This window comes from Bradyrhizobium sp. S3.7.6 (genome assembly GCF_054061875.1).
The window spans coordinates 3,388,384-3,405,025 of the sequence record NZ_JBSSEQ010000001.1; the positions used below are offsets into that span (position 1 = coordinate 3,388,384).

At 62.4% G+C, this 16,642-nt stretch carries 16 protein-coding genes; 14 read left to right on the plus strand and 2 right to left on the minus strand.

All coding sequences use genetic code 11. The features are described from left to right. Window positions 1-80: 80 nt before the first annotated feature. Window positions 81-638: an Lrp/AsnC family transcriptional regulator gene (locus ACVJ5M_RS16020; RefSeq protein ID WP_231142535.1), complete on the minus strand. Its 558-nt coding sequence runs from the start codon at window positions 636-638 to the stop codon at window positions 81-83. A gap of 241 nt (window positions 639-879) precedes the next feature. Here ACVJ5M_RS16020 and ACVJ5M_RS16025 point away from each other — a divergent pair, with 241 nt between their 5' ends. The 13 genes from ACVJ5M_RS16025 (at window position 880) to ACVJ5M_RS16085 (ending at window position 12,642) form a co-directional block, all read left to right on the plus strand. Then, complete coding sequence (locus ACVJ5M_RS16025; protein WP_231142534.1) at window positions 880-1,185, plus strand: hypothetical protein; 306 nt, start codon at window positions 880-882, stop codon at window positions 1,183-1,185. Between the two features lie 127 nt (window positions 1,186-1,312). Next, window positions 1,313-1,666: a VOC family protein gene (locus ACVJ5M_RS16030; RefSeq protein ID WP_007594462.1), complete on the plus strand. Its 354-nt coding sequence runs from the start codon at window positions 1,313-1,315 to the stop codon at window positions 1,664-1,666. 90 nt (window positions 1,667-1,756) lie between these two features. Continuing rightward, window positions 1,757-2,281 carry a flavin reductase family protein gene (locus tag ACVJ5M_RS16035; RefSeq protein ID WP_219679315.1) on the plus strand — a complete coding sequence of 175 codons (525 nt, stop codon included), beginning with the start codon at window positions 1,757-1,759 and terminating at the stop codon, window positions 2,279-2,281. Next, on the plus strand, window positions 2,254-3,264 hold the full coding sequence (locus tag ACVJ5M_RS16040; RefSeq protein ID WP_231142531.1) for a branched-chain amino acid ABC transporter permease: 1,011 nt from the start codon (window positions 2,254-2,256) through the stop codon (window positions 3,262-3,264). Before ACVJ5M_RS16035 ends, ACVJ5M_RS16040 begins: the two co-directional genes overlap by 28 nt. Further along, window positions 3,248-4,279, plus strand: coding sequence for a branched-chain amino acid ABC transporter permease (locus ACVJ5M_RS16045; RefSeq protein ID WP_007594458.1), 1,032 nt, complete (start codon window positions 3,248-3,250; stop codon window positions 4,277-4,279). Before ACVJ5M_RS16040 ends, ACVJ5M_RS16045 begins: the two co-directional genes overlap by 17 nt. Further along, a complete protein-coding gene (locus tag ACVJ5M_RS16050) occupies window positions 4,276-5,001 on the plus strand; it encodes an ABC transporter ATP-binding protein (RefSeq protein WP_354100420.1) in 726 nt (241 codons plus the stop codon). Before ACVJ5M_RS16045 ends, ACVJ5M_RS16050 begins: the two co-directional genes overlap by 4 nt. Further along, complete coding sequence (locus ACVJ5M_RS16055) at window positions 4,994-5,713, plus strand: ABC transporter ATP-binding protein (RefSeq protein ID WP_007594456.1); 720 nt, start codon at window positions 4,994-4,996, stop codon at window positions 5,711-5,713. The genes ACVJ5M_RS16050 and ACVJ5M_RS16055 overlap by 8 nt, the downstream gene beginning before the upstream one ends. Window positions 5,714-5,818: 105 nt before the next feature. Continuing rightward, complete coding sequence (locus tag ACVJ5M_RS16060) at window positions 5,819-6,583, plus strand: enoyl-CoA hydratase/isomerase family protein (RefSeq protein ID WP_148754957.1); 765 nt, start codon at window positions 5,819-5,821, stop codon at window positions 6,581-6,583. A gap of 4 nt (window positions 6,584-6,587) precedes the next feature. Beyond that, complete coding sequence (locus tag ACVJ5M_RS16065) at window positions 6,588-7,379, plus strand: creatininase family protein (RefSeq protein ID WP_007594454.1); 792 nt, start codon at window positions 6,588-6,590, stop codon at window positions 7,377-7,379. A gap of 167 nt (window positions 7,380-7,546) precedes the next feature. Continuing rightward, window positions 7,547-8,680 (plus strand): LLM class flavin-dependent oxidoreductase, encoded by a 1,134-nt coding sequence (locus ACVJ5M_RS16070; protein WP_007594451.1) that lies wholly within the window; start codon window positions 7,547-7,549, stop codon window positions 8,678-8,680. Window positions 8,681-8,696: 16 nt separating this feature from the next. Beyond that, window positions 8,697-9,476 (plus strand): enoyl-CoA hydratase/isomerase family protein, encoded by a 780-nt coding sequence (locus ACVJ5M_RS16075; protein ID WP_007594449.1) that lies wholly within the window; start codon window positions 8,697-8,699, stop codon window positions 9,474-9,476. Window position 9,477: 1 nt separating this feature from the next. Next, window positions 9,478-11,343 carry an AMP-dependent synthetase/ligase gene (locus ACVJ5M_RS16080; RefSeq protein ID WP_354100419.1) on the plus strand — a complete coding sequence of 622 codons (1,866 nt, stop codon included), beginning with the start codon at window positions 9,478-9,480 and terminating at the stop codon, window positions 11,341-11,343. 75 nt (window positions 11,344-11,418) lie between these two features. Further along, entirely contained in the window at window positions 11,419-12,642 is a 1,224-nt protein-coding gene (locus ACVJ5M_RS16085) for an ABC transporter substrate-binding protein (protein WP_354098483.1), read from the plus strand. 72 nt (window positions 12,643-12,714) lie between these two features. Here ACVJ5M_RS16085 and ACVJ5M_RS16090 read toward each other — a convergent pair whose 3' ends face one another. After that, window positions 12,715-13,575 (minus strand): AraC family transcriptional regulator, encoded by an 861-nt coding sequence (locus ACVJ5M_RS16090; protein WP_187435289.1) that lies wholly within the window; start codon window positions 13,573-13,575, stop codon window positions 12,715-12,717. Window positions 13,576-13,946: 371 nt separating this feature from the next. Between ACVJ5M_RS16090 and mdeB the strand changes: the two genes are divergently transcribed. Further along, window positions 13,947-16,625 (plus strand): alpha-ketoglutarate dehydrogenase, encoded by a 2,679-nt coding sequence (gene mdeB / locus ACVJ5M_RS16095; protein WP_231142528.1) that lies wholly within the window; start codon window positions 13,947-13,949, stop codon window positions 16,623-16,625. Window positions 16,626-16,642 lie beyond the last annotated feature (17 nt).

Consider the following 16,642-nt stretch of genomic DNA (forward strand, 5'->3'; position numbering starts at 1 on the left):
GCTCGCAGCGCCGCTCGAGCACTCTGCCGATCTTAACTTCACCATTATTGTCAACTGGCCGGAGCCCATGGCGGGGCGCCTCATAGTCTTTCCACGCTGTAGCTGGGACGATTGGTGTCGAGCCCGATCGGCGCATCGGACAGCAAAGGACCAGTTGGGTCGTATCGGGGTCTTGGTGAGCGCTCCAGAGGGCGCGAGGGGGTGGCGCAAGCCTTGACGGTGACCGGCCGATTGGCGTCGATCGGCAGCACGGTCTTGTACGAAATGCGCTTGAGGGCCAGATTTGATCGAATGCTGCTGACGCCGGGGATGCGGGATAGTTTGTTGACAATCAGGTCTTCGAGATCTTCGATGTCGGCCGCCATGACGCGGAGCATGTAGTCGCTCTCACCGGTCATGAGATAGCATTCCATTACCTGGGCCAGCCGGTCGATGGATCGGGTGAAATTCTCCAGGGACGTCTGGACCTGCTTTTCCAGCTTGATCTGGATGAAAGCCGTTACACCAATGCCGAGCACGGCGGGATCGAGAAGGGCGATCCGTCGATCGATCACGCCGAGTTTTTCGAGTGTTCTGACGCGTGCCAGACACGGCGACGGCGAGAGATTGACGCGTGATGCGAGCTCGACATTGGTCAAGCTCGCATTCTGCTGGAGCTCGTTGAGGATCTTGATATCTATTCTGTCGAGAGAGGTCGTTGACATCGCGTATCTCCCAAGTATGGCAGTCTTCTGCGGCGCGTATCACCGTCGTTTGCGGGGTGATGACAATCGCGTGGTAAAAGCTAACCGCAATTGCGCTTGTGGGATTTCGACAAATCATCGACTTGTATCGAAAAACCGTCAACCTTCGCATTGTTCATTGCGATCAGGAGGTTAGTTGCCTACTTCCGATACATTTTTTGCCTATGCGATATGCAGGCCGACGTTGATCCACGGATTCGGTCAAGATGTAATGCCCGCCGCTCCATCGATTGGCTCCCCATGTCATTTGACGGGATGTGCAGCAGAGCTCGATGTCGAGAGCTGCCCTGTTTCGTACAACCGCCTGTCGTCGCGTGTGGCCCTGGTCACGTCGCTGACCACGCCGCGGGCGTTGCGCGAGACAAAAGGTTCGGCAGCAACGACGCCCACCCTCGTCAACCAGAAAATGGCAAAGATCGGCCGGATGCAGAGTTGGATCTAGCGACTCGACAAGTCGTTACAGCATAAAATGCTGATGAAGCTTCTGTGACAGGCGTTGTTCGAGCAGTAATGCTGAGAGGCTCGGGCGACTATCCACCCACGATCGCACTTGGGTAGCGACGGTTTGGATGTCGAGCGTGAAACTGAAGCAAGTCTATTTGACGGCGAACGATCCTGGACGCCTGGCCGAGTTCTACGAAGGCCTGGGTCTGAAGGTGCGCTTCGCTGATCCCGGCAAGTGGATCCAGTTCGTGAGCGATGCGGCTGCGTTCTGCGTCGCCGGACCGACGGAGTCGGTCTCGGACCAGCTGCAAGATGCTGTTCTTGTCTTCGATGTCGATGACCTCGAGGCCGCCATGGAGCGTGCCGCAGCCATGGGGGCGCAGGTCGGCGCGGTCCGGGACATGGCCAGTCACGGCCGTGCGGTGAAGGTGCGGGATCCGGGCGGCAACGTCATCCAGTTCTATCAAGCAGCCGGATAGCTCAGACGTTCACCGGGGCGGCGCTGCATGCCCGGAATCACAACCAGACAAAGAGGGCGCATCCATCCCATGAATCCAAGGGTCGTAGCCATGCCGTCCGCAACACCGCCGCTGTCCGAAACGAGCCCACTCGATGCCGCAGCATTCCGCGCTGCAATGCGCAGCGTGCCGGGCACCGTGTCGATCGTCACGGCAGGCCGGGCGCCGAACCGCCATGGTCTGACACTGACGGCGGGCTGCTCACTGTCGGCGGCTCCGCCCAGCGTGCTGGTTTGCGTCAATCGATCTGCCGGTGCGCACGACACCATTCTCAGCAGTCGGTCGTTCTGCTGGAATATTCTGGGGGTCGAGCATCGCGATCTGGCGCTCAAGTTTTCCGGGCAGGACGGCAGCAAGGGCGATATCCGCTTCGGCGACGGTTTGTGGTGCGATCTCAAAACCGGAGCACCGAGTCTGGTCGGCGCGGTCTGCAGCTTCGATTGCCGCGTGGTGAATGCTTACAGCGACAGTAGTCACACCATTTTCACCGGAGAAGTGGTGGCTCAGACCACGAGAGCCGGATGTGAGTCGCTCGTCTACATCGACGGATGTTTCGCCGCGCCAAAGGCGGTCTGAAACACAGACGACGTCAGGCGCCGCTACGTTTCCGCTACAGCCAAGATGGAACCGATCAGCATGCAAGGAAGACGAAGACTTTCCATCGCGCATCCATCAGCGGTCGGTCGCTGATGCTGTCGCTCTGGCTCAATGTCATCGCCGGCGGGGTGCTCATCGGACTGGTTTACGGGCTCGTCGCGCTCGGTCTCACGATCATCTTCGGCGTCATGCGCGTGGTCAATTTCGCTCATGGCGAGATGGTCGTGTTCGGGATCTACATCGGATACTGGACCGTTCGAATTTGGGACGTCCCGATCTTTCTAGCCGCTGCGGTCGCCGCGGTCGTCATGTTCGTGTTCGGCTATCTGCTGGAGACGCTCGTCGTGAAGCGGTTCGTCAACCGGCCGCATCATTATCAGTTTATCGTCTTCATCGGCCTCTCACTGCTTTTCAGCGGCGTATTGCTGATGTCGTTCGGTCCGGATCCGCGGCCGACGGCGTCTCAGCTGTCCTTCCAGACCGTGAGCGTGGGACCGCTCACCTTGGATTGGGCCCGCATCCAGGCGGCCGCTACGGCCGGCCTGCTAATCGCCGCACTGGGAGCCTATCTGAAGTACTCCGCATTCGGCCGATCGCTGCGGGGCGCCGCCAATAATCGACTCGGCGGACTGGTGGTCGGGCTTAATATCCCTCGGGTCTATGCGGTGACCTTCGGCATCGGAGCCGCCTGCGCTGGCGTCGCCGGCTCATTGATCTCGCCGCTGTTCGATGCGCAACCCTATCTCGCCGTCGACTTCACGCTGCTGGCCTTCGTGACGGTGATCGTCGGCGGTCTCGGCAGCTTCGGCGGCGCTCTTCTGGGCGGCCTGACGATCGGAGTCGCCGAAGCGATCGCGGCCTTGATGTTCACGCCGTCGATGAAAACTGCACTCCCTTACGCGCTCCTGATAATCATCCTGATTTTACGTCCGAGGGGGTTTTTCGGTGCAAAGGACATCTGATCAAGCCAGCGACACCAAGCGTTGGGGCGCCGGCGCTCTGGTCTTCGCCGCCCTGGCCATGGTGGGTGGCATGTCCAACGCCTACGTCATCTCGCTTCTGACGATCGTCCTGTTGTTCACCTTCCTGGGACAATCGTGGAACCTGATGCTCGGGATCGGCGGGCAGCTATCCATCGGTCACGCGCTGTTCGTTGGAATCGGTGCGTATGCGGTGGCGATCCTGAACATCAAATACGGCGTCACCCCGTGGATCGGTCTGCTGCTGGGCGCGGTGATTGCGGGCTTCGTCGGCGCGGTGCTGGCGTGGCTGAGCTTCCGCTTCGAGGTCCGTGGCATCTATTTCGCGCTGCTCACGATCGCAGCCGCCGAATTCGCCCGGATCATGTTCGGCGGGTGGGACTATGTCGGCGGCATGCAGGGCCTGTTCTATCAGGCGCCGAGCGGCACGATGGACCTCGGGATGCTGCGCGGTGACGCGCGGTTTTACTACTTCGTCGCGCTCGCGCTTGCGGCCATCGGCGTCGCGGGAACGGAGCTGATCTCGCGGTCCTATTGGGGCTATGTCTGGCGGGCGATGCGGGACGACGACGAGGCCGCCCGCGCGCTGGGGGTGCGGACGTTTCGCCACAAGGTGCTGGTGGTCTCGATATCGGCCGCGACGGCCGCGATCGGCGGCGGCGTCCTGGGCCTGGTGCAGGGCGCGATCTTTCCGGATTCGATCATGGGCATGGCGATCTCGGTCGATGTCCTGATCGGCCCCGTGGTTGGCGGATTGGGCACTGCATTCGGCCCGCTGGTCGGCTCGATGGCCGCGATCCCGCTGCATCACGCCATGGGGGCGCTCGGCGACAGCCTGGGGCTCCCCGGACTGAACAGCGTCGCCTACGGGGCGGTGCTGATCCTGGTCGTGTGGTTTCTGCCCGACGGCATCTGGCCCGCGATCGTCCGGCTCTACGGGGCGATCCAGCTGCCGGCGCGCGGCCGGATCTCACAACTGCGGAAGGCCGAGGAATGACCACGCTGCTCGAAGTGAAGAACTTGACCAAAGCGTTCGTTGGATTGGTCGCGGTCAATGACGTCAGCTTCTCACTGCAGGCAGGCCGCATCACCGCCCTGATCGGGCCGAACGGCGCCGGCAAGACCACCTGCTTCAATCTCGTCGCCGGGGCGCTGAGACCGACCGCCGGGCAGGTGTTGTTCGAGGGGTGTTCGCTCGAGCGCGAGCCGCCCGAAGCGGTGTGCCGCATGGGCATTGCGCGCACCTTCCAGATCGTCCGGCCGATGAAAGATATGTCGGTGCTCGAGAATGCCATGGTGGGCGCCTTCAGTTGGACGACGAACGTCAAGGAGGCGCGGGACAAGGCGTATGAGTCGCTCGAAAATGTCGGGCTTGCCGGCAAGGCGAATGCCCGGACGGATCAGTTGACGTTGCCCGATCGCAAGATGCTCGAGATGGCGAAGGCGCTCTCGACTCGCCCTAAGTTGCTGCTGCTCGACGAAGTGATGGCGGGGCTGCGTCCGACCGAAGCGGCCGGCGTCGTCGGCGTGCTGCACCGGCTCGCCGAGAGTGGACTGACGATCCTACTGGTCGAGCACGTGATGCGGATCGTGATGGAAGTGGCGTCGACCGTGGTGGTGCTTCACCACGGCGTCAAGATCGCCGAGGGCAAGCCGTCAGAGGTGGTAGCGGATCCTGCGGTGCTGGAAAGTTATCTGGGAGCCGGTTTCCATGCCTGACGACGCGCTTCTCGAAATCGACGACCTGTGCGTGGCTTATGACGGCTCCAATGCGCTGAACGGCGTGTCGCTCCGCATCGGCAAGGGTGAACTGATCTGCGTGGTCGGCGCCAACGGCGCCGGCAAGACCTCTCTGATCCGATCAATCGCGGGGATCGTGCCGTCGTCGCGCGGTTCCGTCAGGATCAACGGAGTCGAAATCTCGCGGCGACCGCCGTGGGACATCTGCGAAATGGGCATCGCTCAGGTCGCCGAGGGCCGCCAGATCTTCAGTGCGCTTTCCGTCGAGGACAATCTGCTGATCGGCGGCTCGCTGAAGCGGGCCAGGCACGACCTGGCAAATACGCTTGATTCCGTCTATCAGCTGTTCGGGCGACTTCGCGAGCGCCGCGACCAGCTCGCCGGCACGCTGTCCGGCGGTGAGCAACAGATGCTGGCGATCGGTCGGGCGATCATGTCGAAGCCAGAAATCGTGATGTTCGACGAGCCGTCGATCGGACTGTCGCCGGCGCTGACCGATGTGATGTTCGGCGTCGTCAAATCCCTTAACGAGCAGGGCATCACGGTCCTTCTCGTCGAGCAGAATGTCGCCAAGTCGCTCGCGATGAGCAGCCGCGGCTATGTGCTCGAGAACGGCTCCGTGGTGTTGCATGGATCTAGCCGCGATCTGCTCGAGAACCCCGATGTCCAGCGCGCCTATCTGGGATTGTGAGGCGCGCCGTCTCGGCGAGGCGTCGGGCGTTGCGGCTCTCGTCGCGCCGCCGTTCGGTCCACCGCTCCCCGGCTGTTGCAGCCGCCTCTCGCTTGGGTCTCATTGATGAACACTGCCACTTCTCTCCTGATCGAGCGTGATCAAGACCTGGTTACGATCACGATGAACCGGCCGCCGGCCAATGCGCTGAATGCGCAACTCATCGTCGAGTTGCTGGAGGCGATCCGGCGCCTTGCCGACGACGAGAATCCGCCCGGCATCGTGCTCACCGGAAGCGGCGACCGCTTCTTCAGCGCAGGCGGCGACATCAAGGAAGTCGTCGGGATCGACGTCGCGAGGCCGCGCATCCGGTTCTTCCACGAACTCCTCGTGGCGATGGAGAACTATCCGGGCCCGATCGTCTGCGCCGTCCGCGGCTATGCGGTCGGAGGCGCCCTGGAGTTTCTGCTGCATGCGGACTATGTTGTGGCCGATGCGGTGTGCAAGATTGGATTTCCGGAAATCAACCATGGCCTGCTGCCGGTGACCAAAGGCATGCGCCGGGCCGTCGAGAAGCTCGGCGTGCGGGCGGCGCAAGAGCTGCTCTACTGGGGCGAGCTCGTCGGCGCGGAGCGCGCCGTGGCGATCGGCGCCGTGAATGAGATCGTCCCGACCGAGGAGGTCGCGTCCCGTGCGCGAGACGTGTGCGGCGTGTTGCGGCAGAAAGACCGCAAGCTGTTCCATGCCATCAAGCGATCGCTCAACCTCACCGCGCAAATGAGCGATCAGGCGCTCGAAAAAATGACCGTGGCCGACCTCGATGCCTATGTCACAGCCGAGAGCTCAACCAACGCGCGTGCGAGATTTTTGTCGAAGAACAGTAAGGGCTGAGCCGATGACGCGCGGATATCCCGATCAGATCTATCTGGAGCAGATGAGCCACGAGGAAGTCGCCGCGGCGCTGGCCGATGGGTGCACGACGGTAGTGATCCCGCTGGGGGCCGTCGAGCAGCATGGGCCGCATTTGTCTTTGGGCATGGATGCGGATCATGCCGATGCTCTGGCCGAGCGGATCGCGCGCAGCCGCGGCAACACGCTGGTGGCGCCGACCATCACGGTCGGCTGCTCGTCTCACCATCTGCCATTCGCGGGTACGATCTCGCTACGGCCGGAGACGCTGGAAGCGATTTGCGTCGATTATTGCACAAGCCTGGCGCGGCACGGCTTCAAGCGTATCCTGATTCACTCGGGTCACATCGGCAATTTTCCGGTCCTGAAGGACATGCTCGGTCGCTTGCGCGAGGCCGTCCCCTCGGATGTCGAGATCCTGGCGTTCTTCGACTCGACGAAATGGATCGACACGTGGCGCGATGCGGTGCGCGAAGCCGGAGGAGACGTGTCGGCCGTCGGCGGGCACGCCGACATCGCCGAGACGTCGCTGATGATGGTCATTAGGCCCGACAGCGTCAGACCGGACCGCTTCGAGGTGGGCCATCTTGGCGGCTTGTCGGAGGCTGATCTCGAGCTGATGTGGAAGAACGGCATCCGATCGGTTTCGCAGAACGGCGTGATCGGAAGTCCGATCGGCTCGAGCTACGCCATCGGCGAAGCGTGCCTCGCGGCGGTCGCCGAGTTGCTGATCAAGACCTTCGATAGCGAGGCCGGAGCCGCTAGCGCCCGCCGTTGACGGTCAGCCCGTCCGCCGCGTGGCGAAGCTTCCCGGGGCGTCTGCCATGTTGCGAATGCTGACAGCATAAAATTCGGAAAGCGTTACTACGCAACGCGGCTTTCGGGCGAAAATATCGCCACGCCTATGAAACCCTGTGCCATCTCGCAAGCTAAAAGGATTGAGACATGGCACTTACGTTTGGGTTCTGGTCTGAACAGGAAACCCAGGTCGGCCACAGTTACTCGCGCAGGCTTCACGAACTGGTCGACGAAGTCCGTCTGGCCGAGAAGGTCGGCTTCGACTGCGTCGCGCTCTCCGAGCAGCACGTGGCACTGGGCGGGATCTCGAGCTCGGCGCCCGAAGTGGTGTTCGGCTATCTGGCCGCGGTGACGTCGCGCGTCAAGCTGCGCGCGGCGGTGACGCTGATGCCGCAGCGCATCAATCACGCCTTGCGTTCGGCCGAGCGGCTTGCCGTGACCGACATCCTGTCCAACGGCCGCATGGAATTCTACGGCGGCCGCGCCAACACCACCATCGCGATGCGGGCGTTCAACGTCGATCCGAATGAAACGCTGGCGCAGATGGAAGAAGGACTGGCGCTGCTGAAAACGGCGATGCGCCAGGACATTTTCACGTTTGACGGCAAGTACTACCAGATCCCTCCGCGCCAGCTGGTTCCGAAGCCGCTGCAGAAGCCGCATCCGGTGATCGGGATCGCGGCGACCAGCGAGCGCAGTCATCTCTGGGCGGCCTCGCAGGGCTTCGCCGTGATGAGCAGCAACATCTATCAGGGCTGGGAAGCTCAGCAGAAGCTGATCGACGCCTATCAAAAGAACTGGAAGTGCGACGCGGAGGGACCGCTGCAGCGTCCGCGTATCGGCATTCCGCTGTTCATCGGCATCGGGAAAACGGACGAGCAGGCCAAGGCAGATTATGCCGGCCCGCTAATGCACTATGCCAAGATCTCGACCGATGCCTATCCGCGTCTCGCGGCGATTGCCGACGACTACAAATACATGGGGGAGAGCGTGCCGTCGATGGAGCGCGCCGCCAACGACTGGGACTATCTGGTCAACGAGTCGGCCACGACGGTGTGCGGCAGCCCCGATACGGTCATTCGTCAGATCGAGAAGTTCGAGGCCATGGGTATCGACGAGGTGCTGCTGCACATGGACTCTGTCCCGCACGAAAAGATCATGGAGGCGATCGACATGGTCGGTCGCTACGTCATCCCGCATTTCAACGACGGGAACAATGTCGTGCGGCCGACCGAGGAGATCCTCGGGCAGATCCGGCTGATGCGGACCCAGAAGCAGTAATCGAACGGTGAAATCAATGTCGCAATACGGCTACAAGTACCTGATCGTCGAGCAGCGCGCCACTGGCGTCGCGATCGTCACGATGAACCGCCCGGAGATCCTCAACGCGATCAACTGGGAGATGCACGAGGAGCTCGAAGACGTCTTCGTCAAGCTGGATCACGACAGTTCTGTCAACGCGATCGTTCTCACCGGTGCGGGCCGCGGATTTTGCTCTGGTGGCGATCAGAAGTCGCTGGATAAGGGAACGCTGCCGTCCCCGACGCGCAGCGGTCGCCACCTCATCCGCAACATGCTGGAAGTCGAAGTGCCGATCGTCGCGGCCGTCAACGGTGTCGCGGTCGGCCTGGGTGCCACGCTCGCGCTGTTCTGCGACGTGATCTATGCGAGCTCGACAGCCCGTTTCGCCGACACGCACGTCAATGCCGGCGTCGTCGCGGGCGATGGCGGCGCGGTGATCTGGCCGCTGCTGATGGGGCCGGTACGCGCGAAGCACTATCTGATGACCGGCGAATTTATCTCCGCCGAGAAAGCGGCTGCTATCGGCATGATCAACGAGGTGGTCGCAGACGGCAACGTTCTTGATGCCGCGATCGAATACGCCGAACTGCTGGCAAGCGGGCCGAAGGAATCGATCGTGTGGACCAAGTACAGCGTCAACAAGATCATCAAGCAGTACGCCCACCTGCTGCTCGACACCTCTGCGGCGCTGGAGATGTTGACGTTCAAGTCGCCCGAGCGGGCCGAGGCGGTTGCCGCATTCGCAGCCAAGCGCAAGCGTTTCGCGGAGCGCTGAGATGAACGTCGCTGAGATGACATCCGGCGCCCAGTTGGCGGATACGACCGTCGTGCAGCTTTTGGCCGCGCGACTCGCGGAGCGGCCCGACAAGATCGCCTTGCAACAAAAGCGTCACGGCGCCTGGACCGCCATGACGTGGGGCGCCTATGCGCAGCGTGTCGTGAACCTGGCCAGCGCGCTGCGGCGTGCTGGTCTCGAGCGCGGCGATCGGGTCGCGATCATGGGCGATTCGTCCGAGGAATGGCTGATCGCGGACATGGCCACGATGTGCGCCGGCGGCGTCATGGTGGGCGTGTACTTCACCTCGTCACCCGAAGAAGTGGCTTACTGCTTCACGGATTCAGGCGCGAAGTTCGCGTTCGTCGGCGGGGAGCCGCAGCTTCGCATCGTGCTCGCCTCCGGTCGGGCCGAGCAGCTCCGCGGCATCATCGTGCTCGACCTGGATTGGACCGGCGAGGCCTCGGCGTCGATCAAGTCGCTGGCCGACTTTGTTGGAGCACTCGATGTCGATGCGCATGACTATCTGCAGAAGGAGAGCGCGACAGCAAAGGCGTCCGATGTCGTCAGCATCGGCTATACGTCCGGGACGACCGGAAACCCCAAAGGCGCCATGCTGACGCACCTTTCCATTCTCGCCGGCGTTCATTGCATCACCCTGTTCGGCCGCAGCATGCGCGAAGAGGAGCACCGGGTGGTCGTGCATTTGCCGATGTCGCACACCGTGGCGCGCGGGCAGGCGACCACGTTGCCGCTGATCGCCGACGCAGTTCCATATTTCGGCGAGACGACCGCGGATTTCGCCCAGACGATCAAAGAGGTGAAGCCGACCTACTATATGGCGCCGCCGCGGTTCTACCAGCGCTTTGCGACACAGATCCTCAGCAAGGTGCATCCCGCCGGGGAAGCGGGAGATCAGAACTACACGCTCGCCATGACGATCGCGCGCAGGGCGCTCGAAGACCGTCAGCGCGGCCACGAGGATGCCTTCGTCTCGAAACTGTTCGCGGCCTGCCGCGAGCAAGTGTTCCTACCGCTGCTCGCGGAGGTCGGTTTCGACGAGCTGAAGGTCGCGTTCACCTCGTCGGCGGCGATGCCGTCCGAGCTGATGTCGCTGTGGCAGTTGTGGGGCTTGCAGCTCAAGGAGTGCTACGGCCAGACCGAACTGGTCGGTGCCAATCTGGTGCAGATGGCGGAGTGGCCGAAGGCCGGCAACGTCGGGGTCCCTCTGCCGGATCCGGCCTGGGAAACCGCCGTGCTCCAGGACGGCGAGATGATCGTCCGTGGACCGGGATTGTTCGCGGGCTATTGGAACAAGCCGGACGAGACGAAAGCGGCGCTTCGCGACGGCTGGCTCTACACCGGCGACATCGTCGAAGTGTCGCCGGAAGGAACCTTCAAGCTTGTCGACCGGAAGAAGGAGATCATCAACACGTCGAACGGCAAATCGATCAGCCCGACTCAGATCGAAAACGAGCTGAGGCACAGCCCGTTCATCTCCGAGGCGGCTGTGATCGGCGAGGGGCGAAAATATCTCACCGCCCTGATCGAAGTGGATGCCACCGCCACAATGGACTGGGCGAAGTCGCGCGACGACAAGATCGCGAGTTACGCGGACCTGGCAGGCTCCGAGATCGTCAACCGGCTGATCGAGGCGGAGATCGGCAAGGCCAACGGAAGGCTGGCGCGAGCCGAGCAGATCAAGGCGTTCCGCATTCTGCCGGAGGAGCTGTCGCTCGAGAACGGCGTGATGACGCCGACGCGGAAGAAGCGTCGCAAGCAGATCAACGAGCGCTATCAGTCGCTGATCGCGTCGCTCTACGACGAATCCGAGGAGAAATTGATCAAGGCCGAGATGGGCCTTTGACGTCGGCGGTCGCTCCTCAAACGTACGAAACCACTAGTCGAGAAAGATTTCACCCCTTAGCAACAGGACATTGAGATGACCAAGCGAAGCGGAATCACGCGGCGGACGATTGTAGGAAGCGGATTGGGAATTGCGGCAGGCCTGGTATCTAGGCCATCGTTTGCGGCGAACACGAAGGTGAAGGTGGGAGCGATCATGCCCAGCAGCGGCGTGCTGGCGTTTCCCGGTCAAGCCTGCGTGCGCGGCATCGATCTCGGCGTCAAATTCGCGCGTGAGAAGTTCGGCCTCGACATCGAGATCGTTCACGCCGATACGCAAAGCCGTCCGGAGAACGGTCGGATTGCCGCCGAGAGCCTGATCCGGCAGGGCTGCACCGTGCTGATCGGCGCGTGGGATTCCGGCGCCACCATTTCGGCGTTGCAGGCCTGCGAGGCCGCCAAGGTGCCCATGGTGGTCCACATCGCGAGCGCTACCCAGGTGACTTCGCAGGGCTTCACCCAGGTGTTCCGCTATTATCCCACGTCGCTGACCATCGTGCGGCAATCGCTGACCGAGCTGAAGTCCGTGCTCGGCACGCTGAAGGATCCGCCGAGCAGCGCGGTCGTTCTCCATCTCAACAACACGATGGGGCAGTCGACGGCGGCCAGCATCGATCAGGCGTGGAAGGAAGTGGATGTTCCGCTCAAGATCGCGCAGTACATTGCCTATGACGAGAAAGCGAAGGATCTGTCGGTAGAGGTCGCCAAGGCGAAAGCGTCGGGTGCCGATGCTTTGATCTCGGTCACGCGCGTCAACGACGCGATCATGATCGCGCGCGAATGCATCAAGCAGGGCTGGGACCCAAAGATGGTGTTTTCGCCCAACTCCAACGGCGTGTCGGACAAGGCGTATCACGACGCGCTCGGAAAGTATGGTGACGGTCCGATTCTGTCGGCGTTGTGGCTCAATCCCAAGGGCGCCGAGACCGACAAGATCGTGAAGATGTTCGCGGCCGACTACCCGAATGACTGGTTCGATGCCAATGCGGGCTGCGCGTTCGAGGCGGTGCAGATCGTCGCAGACGCCGTGACGCGGGCGGCGTCGCCGGAGTCGGCGGCGATTCACGGCGCGCTCAAGAAGACCGACATGAAGCCGATCCTGATGTACGGCGACAACACCGAGTTCGACGAGACCGGCCAGAACATCCACTGTTCGATGGTGATGCTGCAGGGTTTGAAAGGCAGGCCGCGGGTGGTGGCTCCAAAGGCCATTGCGGAAGTGTCGCTCGAGTATCCGCTTGCGCCTTACAGCAAACGCTGACGTCGTTACGGGCGGCCCCACGAAAGCGTCGTGGGGTCGCGGTCGTCAAAGGCTCAGGCAGGGACGTGCGAACTAGGGCAAACCGTCCGAATTGATCAGGCGCGACCGCTCGGCAAGGAAGCGGCGGGGGCTCTTTCCCATCGTCTTCTTGAACATCGTGATGAATGCGCTGGGCGTTTCGTAGCCCAGTTCGAGCGACACAGCCTGGACCGAAGTGCCCGCCGTGAGGCGTTGCATGGCGATCAGAATGTGGAGACGCTGGCGCCAGCGCCCGAAGGTCATCCCTGTTTCCTTGGCGATGAAGCGTGCGAACGTACTCTCGCTCATCGCGTAGCGCGAGGCGACTTCGTCCATCGTGCTGCGGTCGCCCGGATTATTCAACAAGGAGGTCGCGAGGTGTTGAAGACGGGCGTCGGGGGAGATCGGCAGATACATTTCATCCGTTGTCGACATCTGCACGAGTTCGTCGAGCAAAACGCGGCCGAGACGGCTGGTTGGTCCTTCCAGCGGATAGAGCGGTGGGAACACCGAGAGACGGTGGATCAATTCGCGCACCAGCGACGTGATCATCAGCGTGCAGCAGGTCCGCGGCAGCATGCTGACCTGCGGATCGATGAACACGGTGTAGAGTTTGCCGAAATCGGCCACGCAATTGCTGTGCTGCACGCCGGCCGGGATCCATACCGCGCCTTGCGGAGGCACGATCCACAAGCCGCCAGGCGCCCGGCACATCACCGAGCCATGAGATGCGACGACCAATTGGCCTTTGCGGTGTGAGTGCAGCGGCAGATCGTCGTTGTCTTTGCTGGTTTCGAGACAGAATGAAGTGACGGGACGATCGAACTGATCCGGATCGACAGGATCATAGTTGATCCGAAGATCGGGCAGATCCATTCGCGCAAATTCGCGATCGAACTCGGTCTCGGGCGGCATTTCAATCCTGCCAATTCGTCAAGTCGGTCAAGCTTTGATGCAGATCCTGCTGCTAGCCGAGGTTAGCTGTTTTGAAAGGTCAGGTCACTAGTCGCGGCGAGCCGTCGAGTTCGCTGATCTGCGACAAGATGCCCGCTACTGCGGCGTGAGCGCTGAGCGATGTGGCATGCTGCGCCGTGACCAAGCGGGAGCACCTGTCAGGCGGCCGACGGCTCGATCACTCGCCCGATTAAACCAACAGCAGAGAATGCTGCAATGCGAGCCTCGGCGTCCCGCCGGAGCCGGGCAATCTGTCGGAACGCGGCCGTATTCAGCAGCACGTGCCATAGCACCCGATGCTACCAAGTGCGGGCTTTCGAGGAGCCCGACGCATGACTGCACACATCGATCCGCCACGCAAGGCCGTCAACGCCGATCAGGATGCGGTCGAAACCGCCGATTGGCTCGCCTCGCTTGGATCGCTCCACCACAGCGCCGGTGCCGAGCGCGTGCGATACATCCTGGCTGCGCTCGATCGGCGTGCGAAGGAGCTCGGCGTTCTGCTGGACTCTCCGCCGTTCTCGCCCTATCGAAATTCGATTCCGCTTGAGCAGCAGAAGCCCTACCCCGGCGACATCGCGATCGAGACCCGCCTGACGGCAATCATTCGCTGGAACGCGCTCGCGATGGTGGTCCGTGCCAACAAGGCCTATGGGGAACTCGGCGGGCACGTCGCCAGCTACGCCTCGGCGGCAGAGATCTTCGAAGTCGGTTTCAATCATTTCTTTCGCGCGTCAAGCTCCGAGTCGGAGGGGGACTTGGTGTATTTCCAGCCGCATTCGTCTCCTGGAGTCTATGCACGAGCGTATCTCGAAGGCCGATTGTCGGACGAAAATTTGAAGCTGTATCGCCAGGAACTGAGTGGCCCCGGTCTGTCGTCCTATCCGCATCCCTGGCTGATGCCAGAGTTCTGGCAGGTGCCGTCGGCGTCGATGGGCCTCGGCCCGATCAGCGCGATCTACCAGGCGCGGTTCATGAAGTATCTGCAGCATCGCGGCCTGGTGCAGACGGCTGGTCGTCACGTCTGGGGTGTGTTCGGCGACGGCGAGATGGACGAGCCGGAATCGATCGCCGGGCTCGCCCTGGCGGCACGGGAAAATCTCGACAACCTCACCTTCGTCGTCAATTGCAACCTGCAGCGCCTGGACGGGCCGGTCCGCGGCAACGGGCAGGTGATTCAGGAACTCGAATCACTTTTCCAGGGCGCCGGCTGGAACGTCATCAAGGTGCTGTGGGGATCGGACTGGGACGATATCTTCGCGCGCGATATCAAGCATGCGCTGCTGCGCAAATTCGCCGACACCGTCGATGGCAAATATCAGACGCTCGGCGCCAAGGATGGGGCCTACAACCTCGCCAACTTCTTCAGCGAGGATCCCGAGGTCCGGGCGCTAGTTGCGCACATGTCGGACGCGGATATCGACGGCCTGAAGCGCGGTGGCCACGACTTCAAGAAGCTGTTCGCGGCCTTTGCCGCCGCGAAGGACATTAAGGGTCGGCCGACCGTCATTCTGGCGAAGACCAAGAAGGGCTACGGCATGGGCGGCGCCGGCGAGTCGCGCATGACGTCGCACCAGGCCAAGAAGCTCGACGTCGACGCGCTGTATGCGTTCCGCGACCGGTTCGCCCTGCCGCTCAGCAACAAACAAGTCGAGGATCTGGAATTCTTCAGGCCTGCGGAAGACAGCGCGGAAATTCAGTACCTACGCGCCCGTCGCGCGGCACTCGGTGGGTACATGCCGGCGCGGCGACGCGCTTCGGCGGCGCTGCCAGTGCCGCCGCTGCAAACCTACGCGGAGTTCGCGCTGCGCGGCGACGGCAAGGAGACGTCGACCACGATGGCGATCGTGCGGCTGTTCACCAATTTGCTCAAGGACAAAACGCTCGGCCCGCGCATCGTTCCGATCGTCGCCGACGAAGCCCGCACTTTCGGAATGGCGAACCTGTTCAGACAGGTCGGCATCTACTCGCCGGCGGGACAGCTCTACGAGCCGGAAGATGCCGGTTCGATGCTGTACTACAAGGAAGCGATCGACGGTCAATTGCTGGAGGAGGGGATCACCGAGGCGGGGGCGATTTCGTCATGGACCGCGGCGGCGACCTCCTACAGCATCCATAACTTCCCGTTGCTGCCGTTCTATATCTACTATTCGATGTTCGGCTTTCAGCGGGTCGGCGATCTGATCTGGGCGGCGGCGGACCAGCGCGCGCGTGGCTTTTTGATCGGGGCGACGGCCGGCCGGACGACGCTCGGCGGCGAAGGCTTGCAGCATCAGGACGGGTCCAGCCATCTGATGGCGGCGACCGTTCCGAACTGCCGGGCCTACGATCCGGCATTCTCCTACGAGGTGGCCGTCATCGTCGATCACGGCATGCGGTCGATGCTCGAGCAGGGCAACGACGAGTTCTATTACCTCACGGCGATGAACGAGAACTATGCGCAGCCCTCGATGCCCGACGATGCACGCGACGGCATCATCAAGGGTCTCTATCGGGTTCTGCCGAGCGCTGACGGGGCGGCGAAGATCAGGCTGGTCGGCTCGGGCGCCATTCTCCCGGAGGCGCTCGCCGCCGCAGCGATGCTGCAAAGCGAATGGAAAGTGGCCTGTGAAGTCTGGTCGGCAACGAGCTTTTCCGAGCTGGCGCGGGAGGCGCGCGATGTGGAGCGAACTAATCGGCTCTCGCCGCTGTCGACCCCTGTCGAGAGCCACGTCGTACAATGCCTCGGCGGCAAGGTGCCGATCGTCGCGGCATCGGATTATGTCCGGGCGTATCCGCAACTGATCGGTTCTTACATCGAGGCGCCCTATACGGTGCTGGGCACCGACGGCTTCGGGCGCAGCGATACACGCGCCGCGCTGAGATCGTTCTTCGAGGTCGATCGCAAGCAGATCGTCGTTGCGGCGCTGTCGGCACTGGCAAAATTGGGTCAAGTGGCGCGTGAGCAGGTCGCCGAAGCCATCGCCAGCTACGAATTGCCGACCGGCGTTGCATCGCCTTGGTCGCGCTGAGAGAGGGCGAAGCGCGC

What these genes read in the sequence shown, in the direction of transcription:
- ACVJ5M_RS16030 (WP_007594462.1), top strand. Translation starts at nt 1,313, where the DNA reads ATGTCGAGCGTGAAACTGAAGCAAGTCTATTTGACGGCGAACGATCCT.
- ACVJ5M_RS16035 (WP_219679315.1), top strand. Translation starts at nt 1,757, where the DNA reads ATGCCGTCCGCAACACCGCCGCTGTCCGAAACGAGCCCACTCGATGCC.
- ACVJ5M_RS16040 (WP_231142531.1), top strand. Translation starts at nt 2,254, where the DNA reads ATGTTTCGCCGCGCCAAAGGCGGTCTGAAACACAGACGACGTCAGGCG.
- ACVJ5M_RS16050 (WP_354100420.1), top strand. Translation starts at nt 4,276, where the DNA reads ATGACCACGCTGCTCGAAGTGAAGAACTTGACCAAAGCGTTCGTTGGA.
- ACVJ5M_RS16055 (WP_007594456.1), top strand. Translation starts at nt 4,994, where the DNA reads ATGCCTGACGACGCGCTTCTCGAAATCGACGACCTGTGCGTGGCTTAT.
- ACVJ5M_RS16060 (WP_148754957.1), top strand. Translation starts at nt 5,819, where the DNA reads ATGAACACTGCCACTTCTCTCCTGATCGAGCGTGATCAAGACCTGGTT.
- ACVJ5M_RS16065 (WP_007594454.1), top strand. Translation starts at nt 6,588, where the DNA reads ATGACGCGCGGATATCCCGATCAGATCTATCTGGAGCAGATGAGCCAC.
- ACVJ5M_RS16070 (WP_007594451.1), top strand. Translation starts at nt 7,547, where the DNA reads ATGGCACTTACGTTTGGGTTCTGGTCTGAACAGGAAACCCAGGTCGGC.
- ACVJ5M_RS16075 (WP_007594449.1), top strand. Translation starts at nt 8,697, where the DNA reads ATGTCGCAATACGGCTACAAGTACCTGATCGTCGAGCAGCGCGCCACT.
- ACVJ5M_RS16080 (WP_354100419.1), top strand. Translation starts at nt 9,478, where the DNA reads ATGAACGTCGCTGAGATGACATCCGGCGCCCAGTTGGCGGATACGACC.
- ACVJ5M_RS16085 (WP_354098483.1), top strand. Translation starts at nt 11,419, where the DNA reads ATGACCAAGCGAAGCGGAATCACGCGGCGGACGATTGTAGGAAGCGGA.
- ACVJ5M_RS16090 (WP_187435289.1), bottom strand. Translation starts at nt 13,575, where the DNA reads ATGCCGCCCGAGACCGAGTTCGATCGCGAATTTGCGCGAATGGATCTG.
- mdeB (WP_231142528.1), top strand. Translation starts at nt 13,947, where the DNA reads ATGACTGCACACATCGATCCGCCACGCAAGGCCGTCAACGCCGATCAG.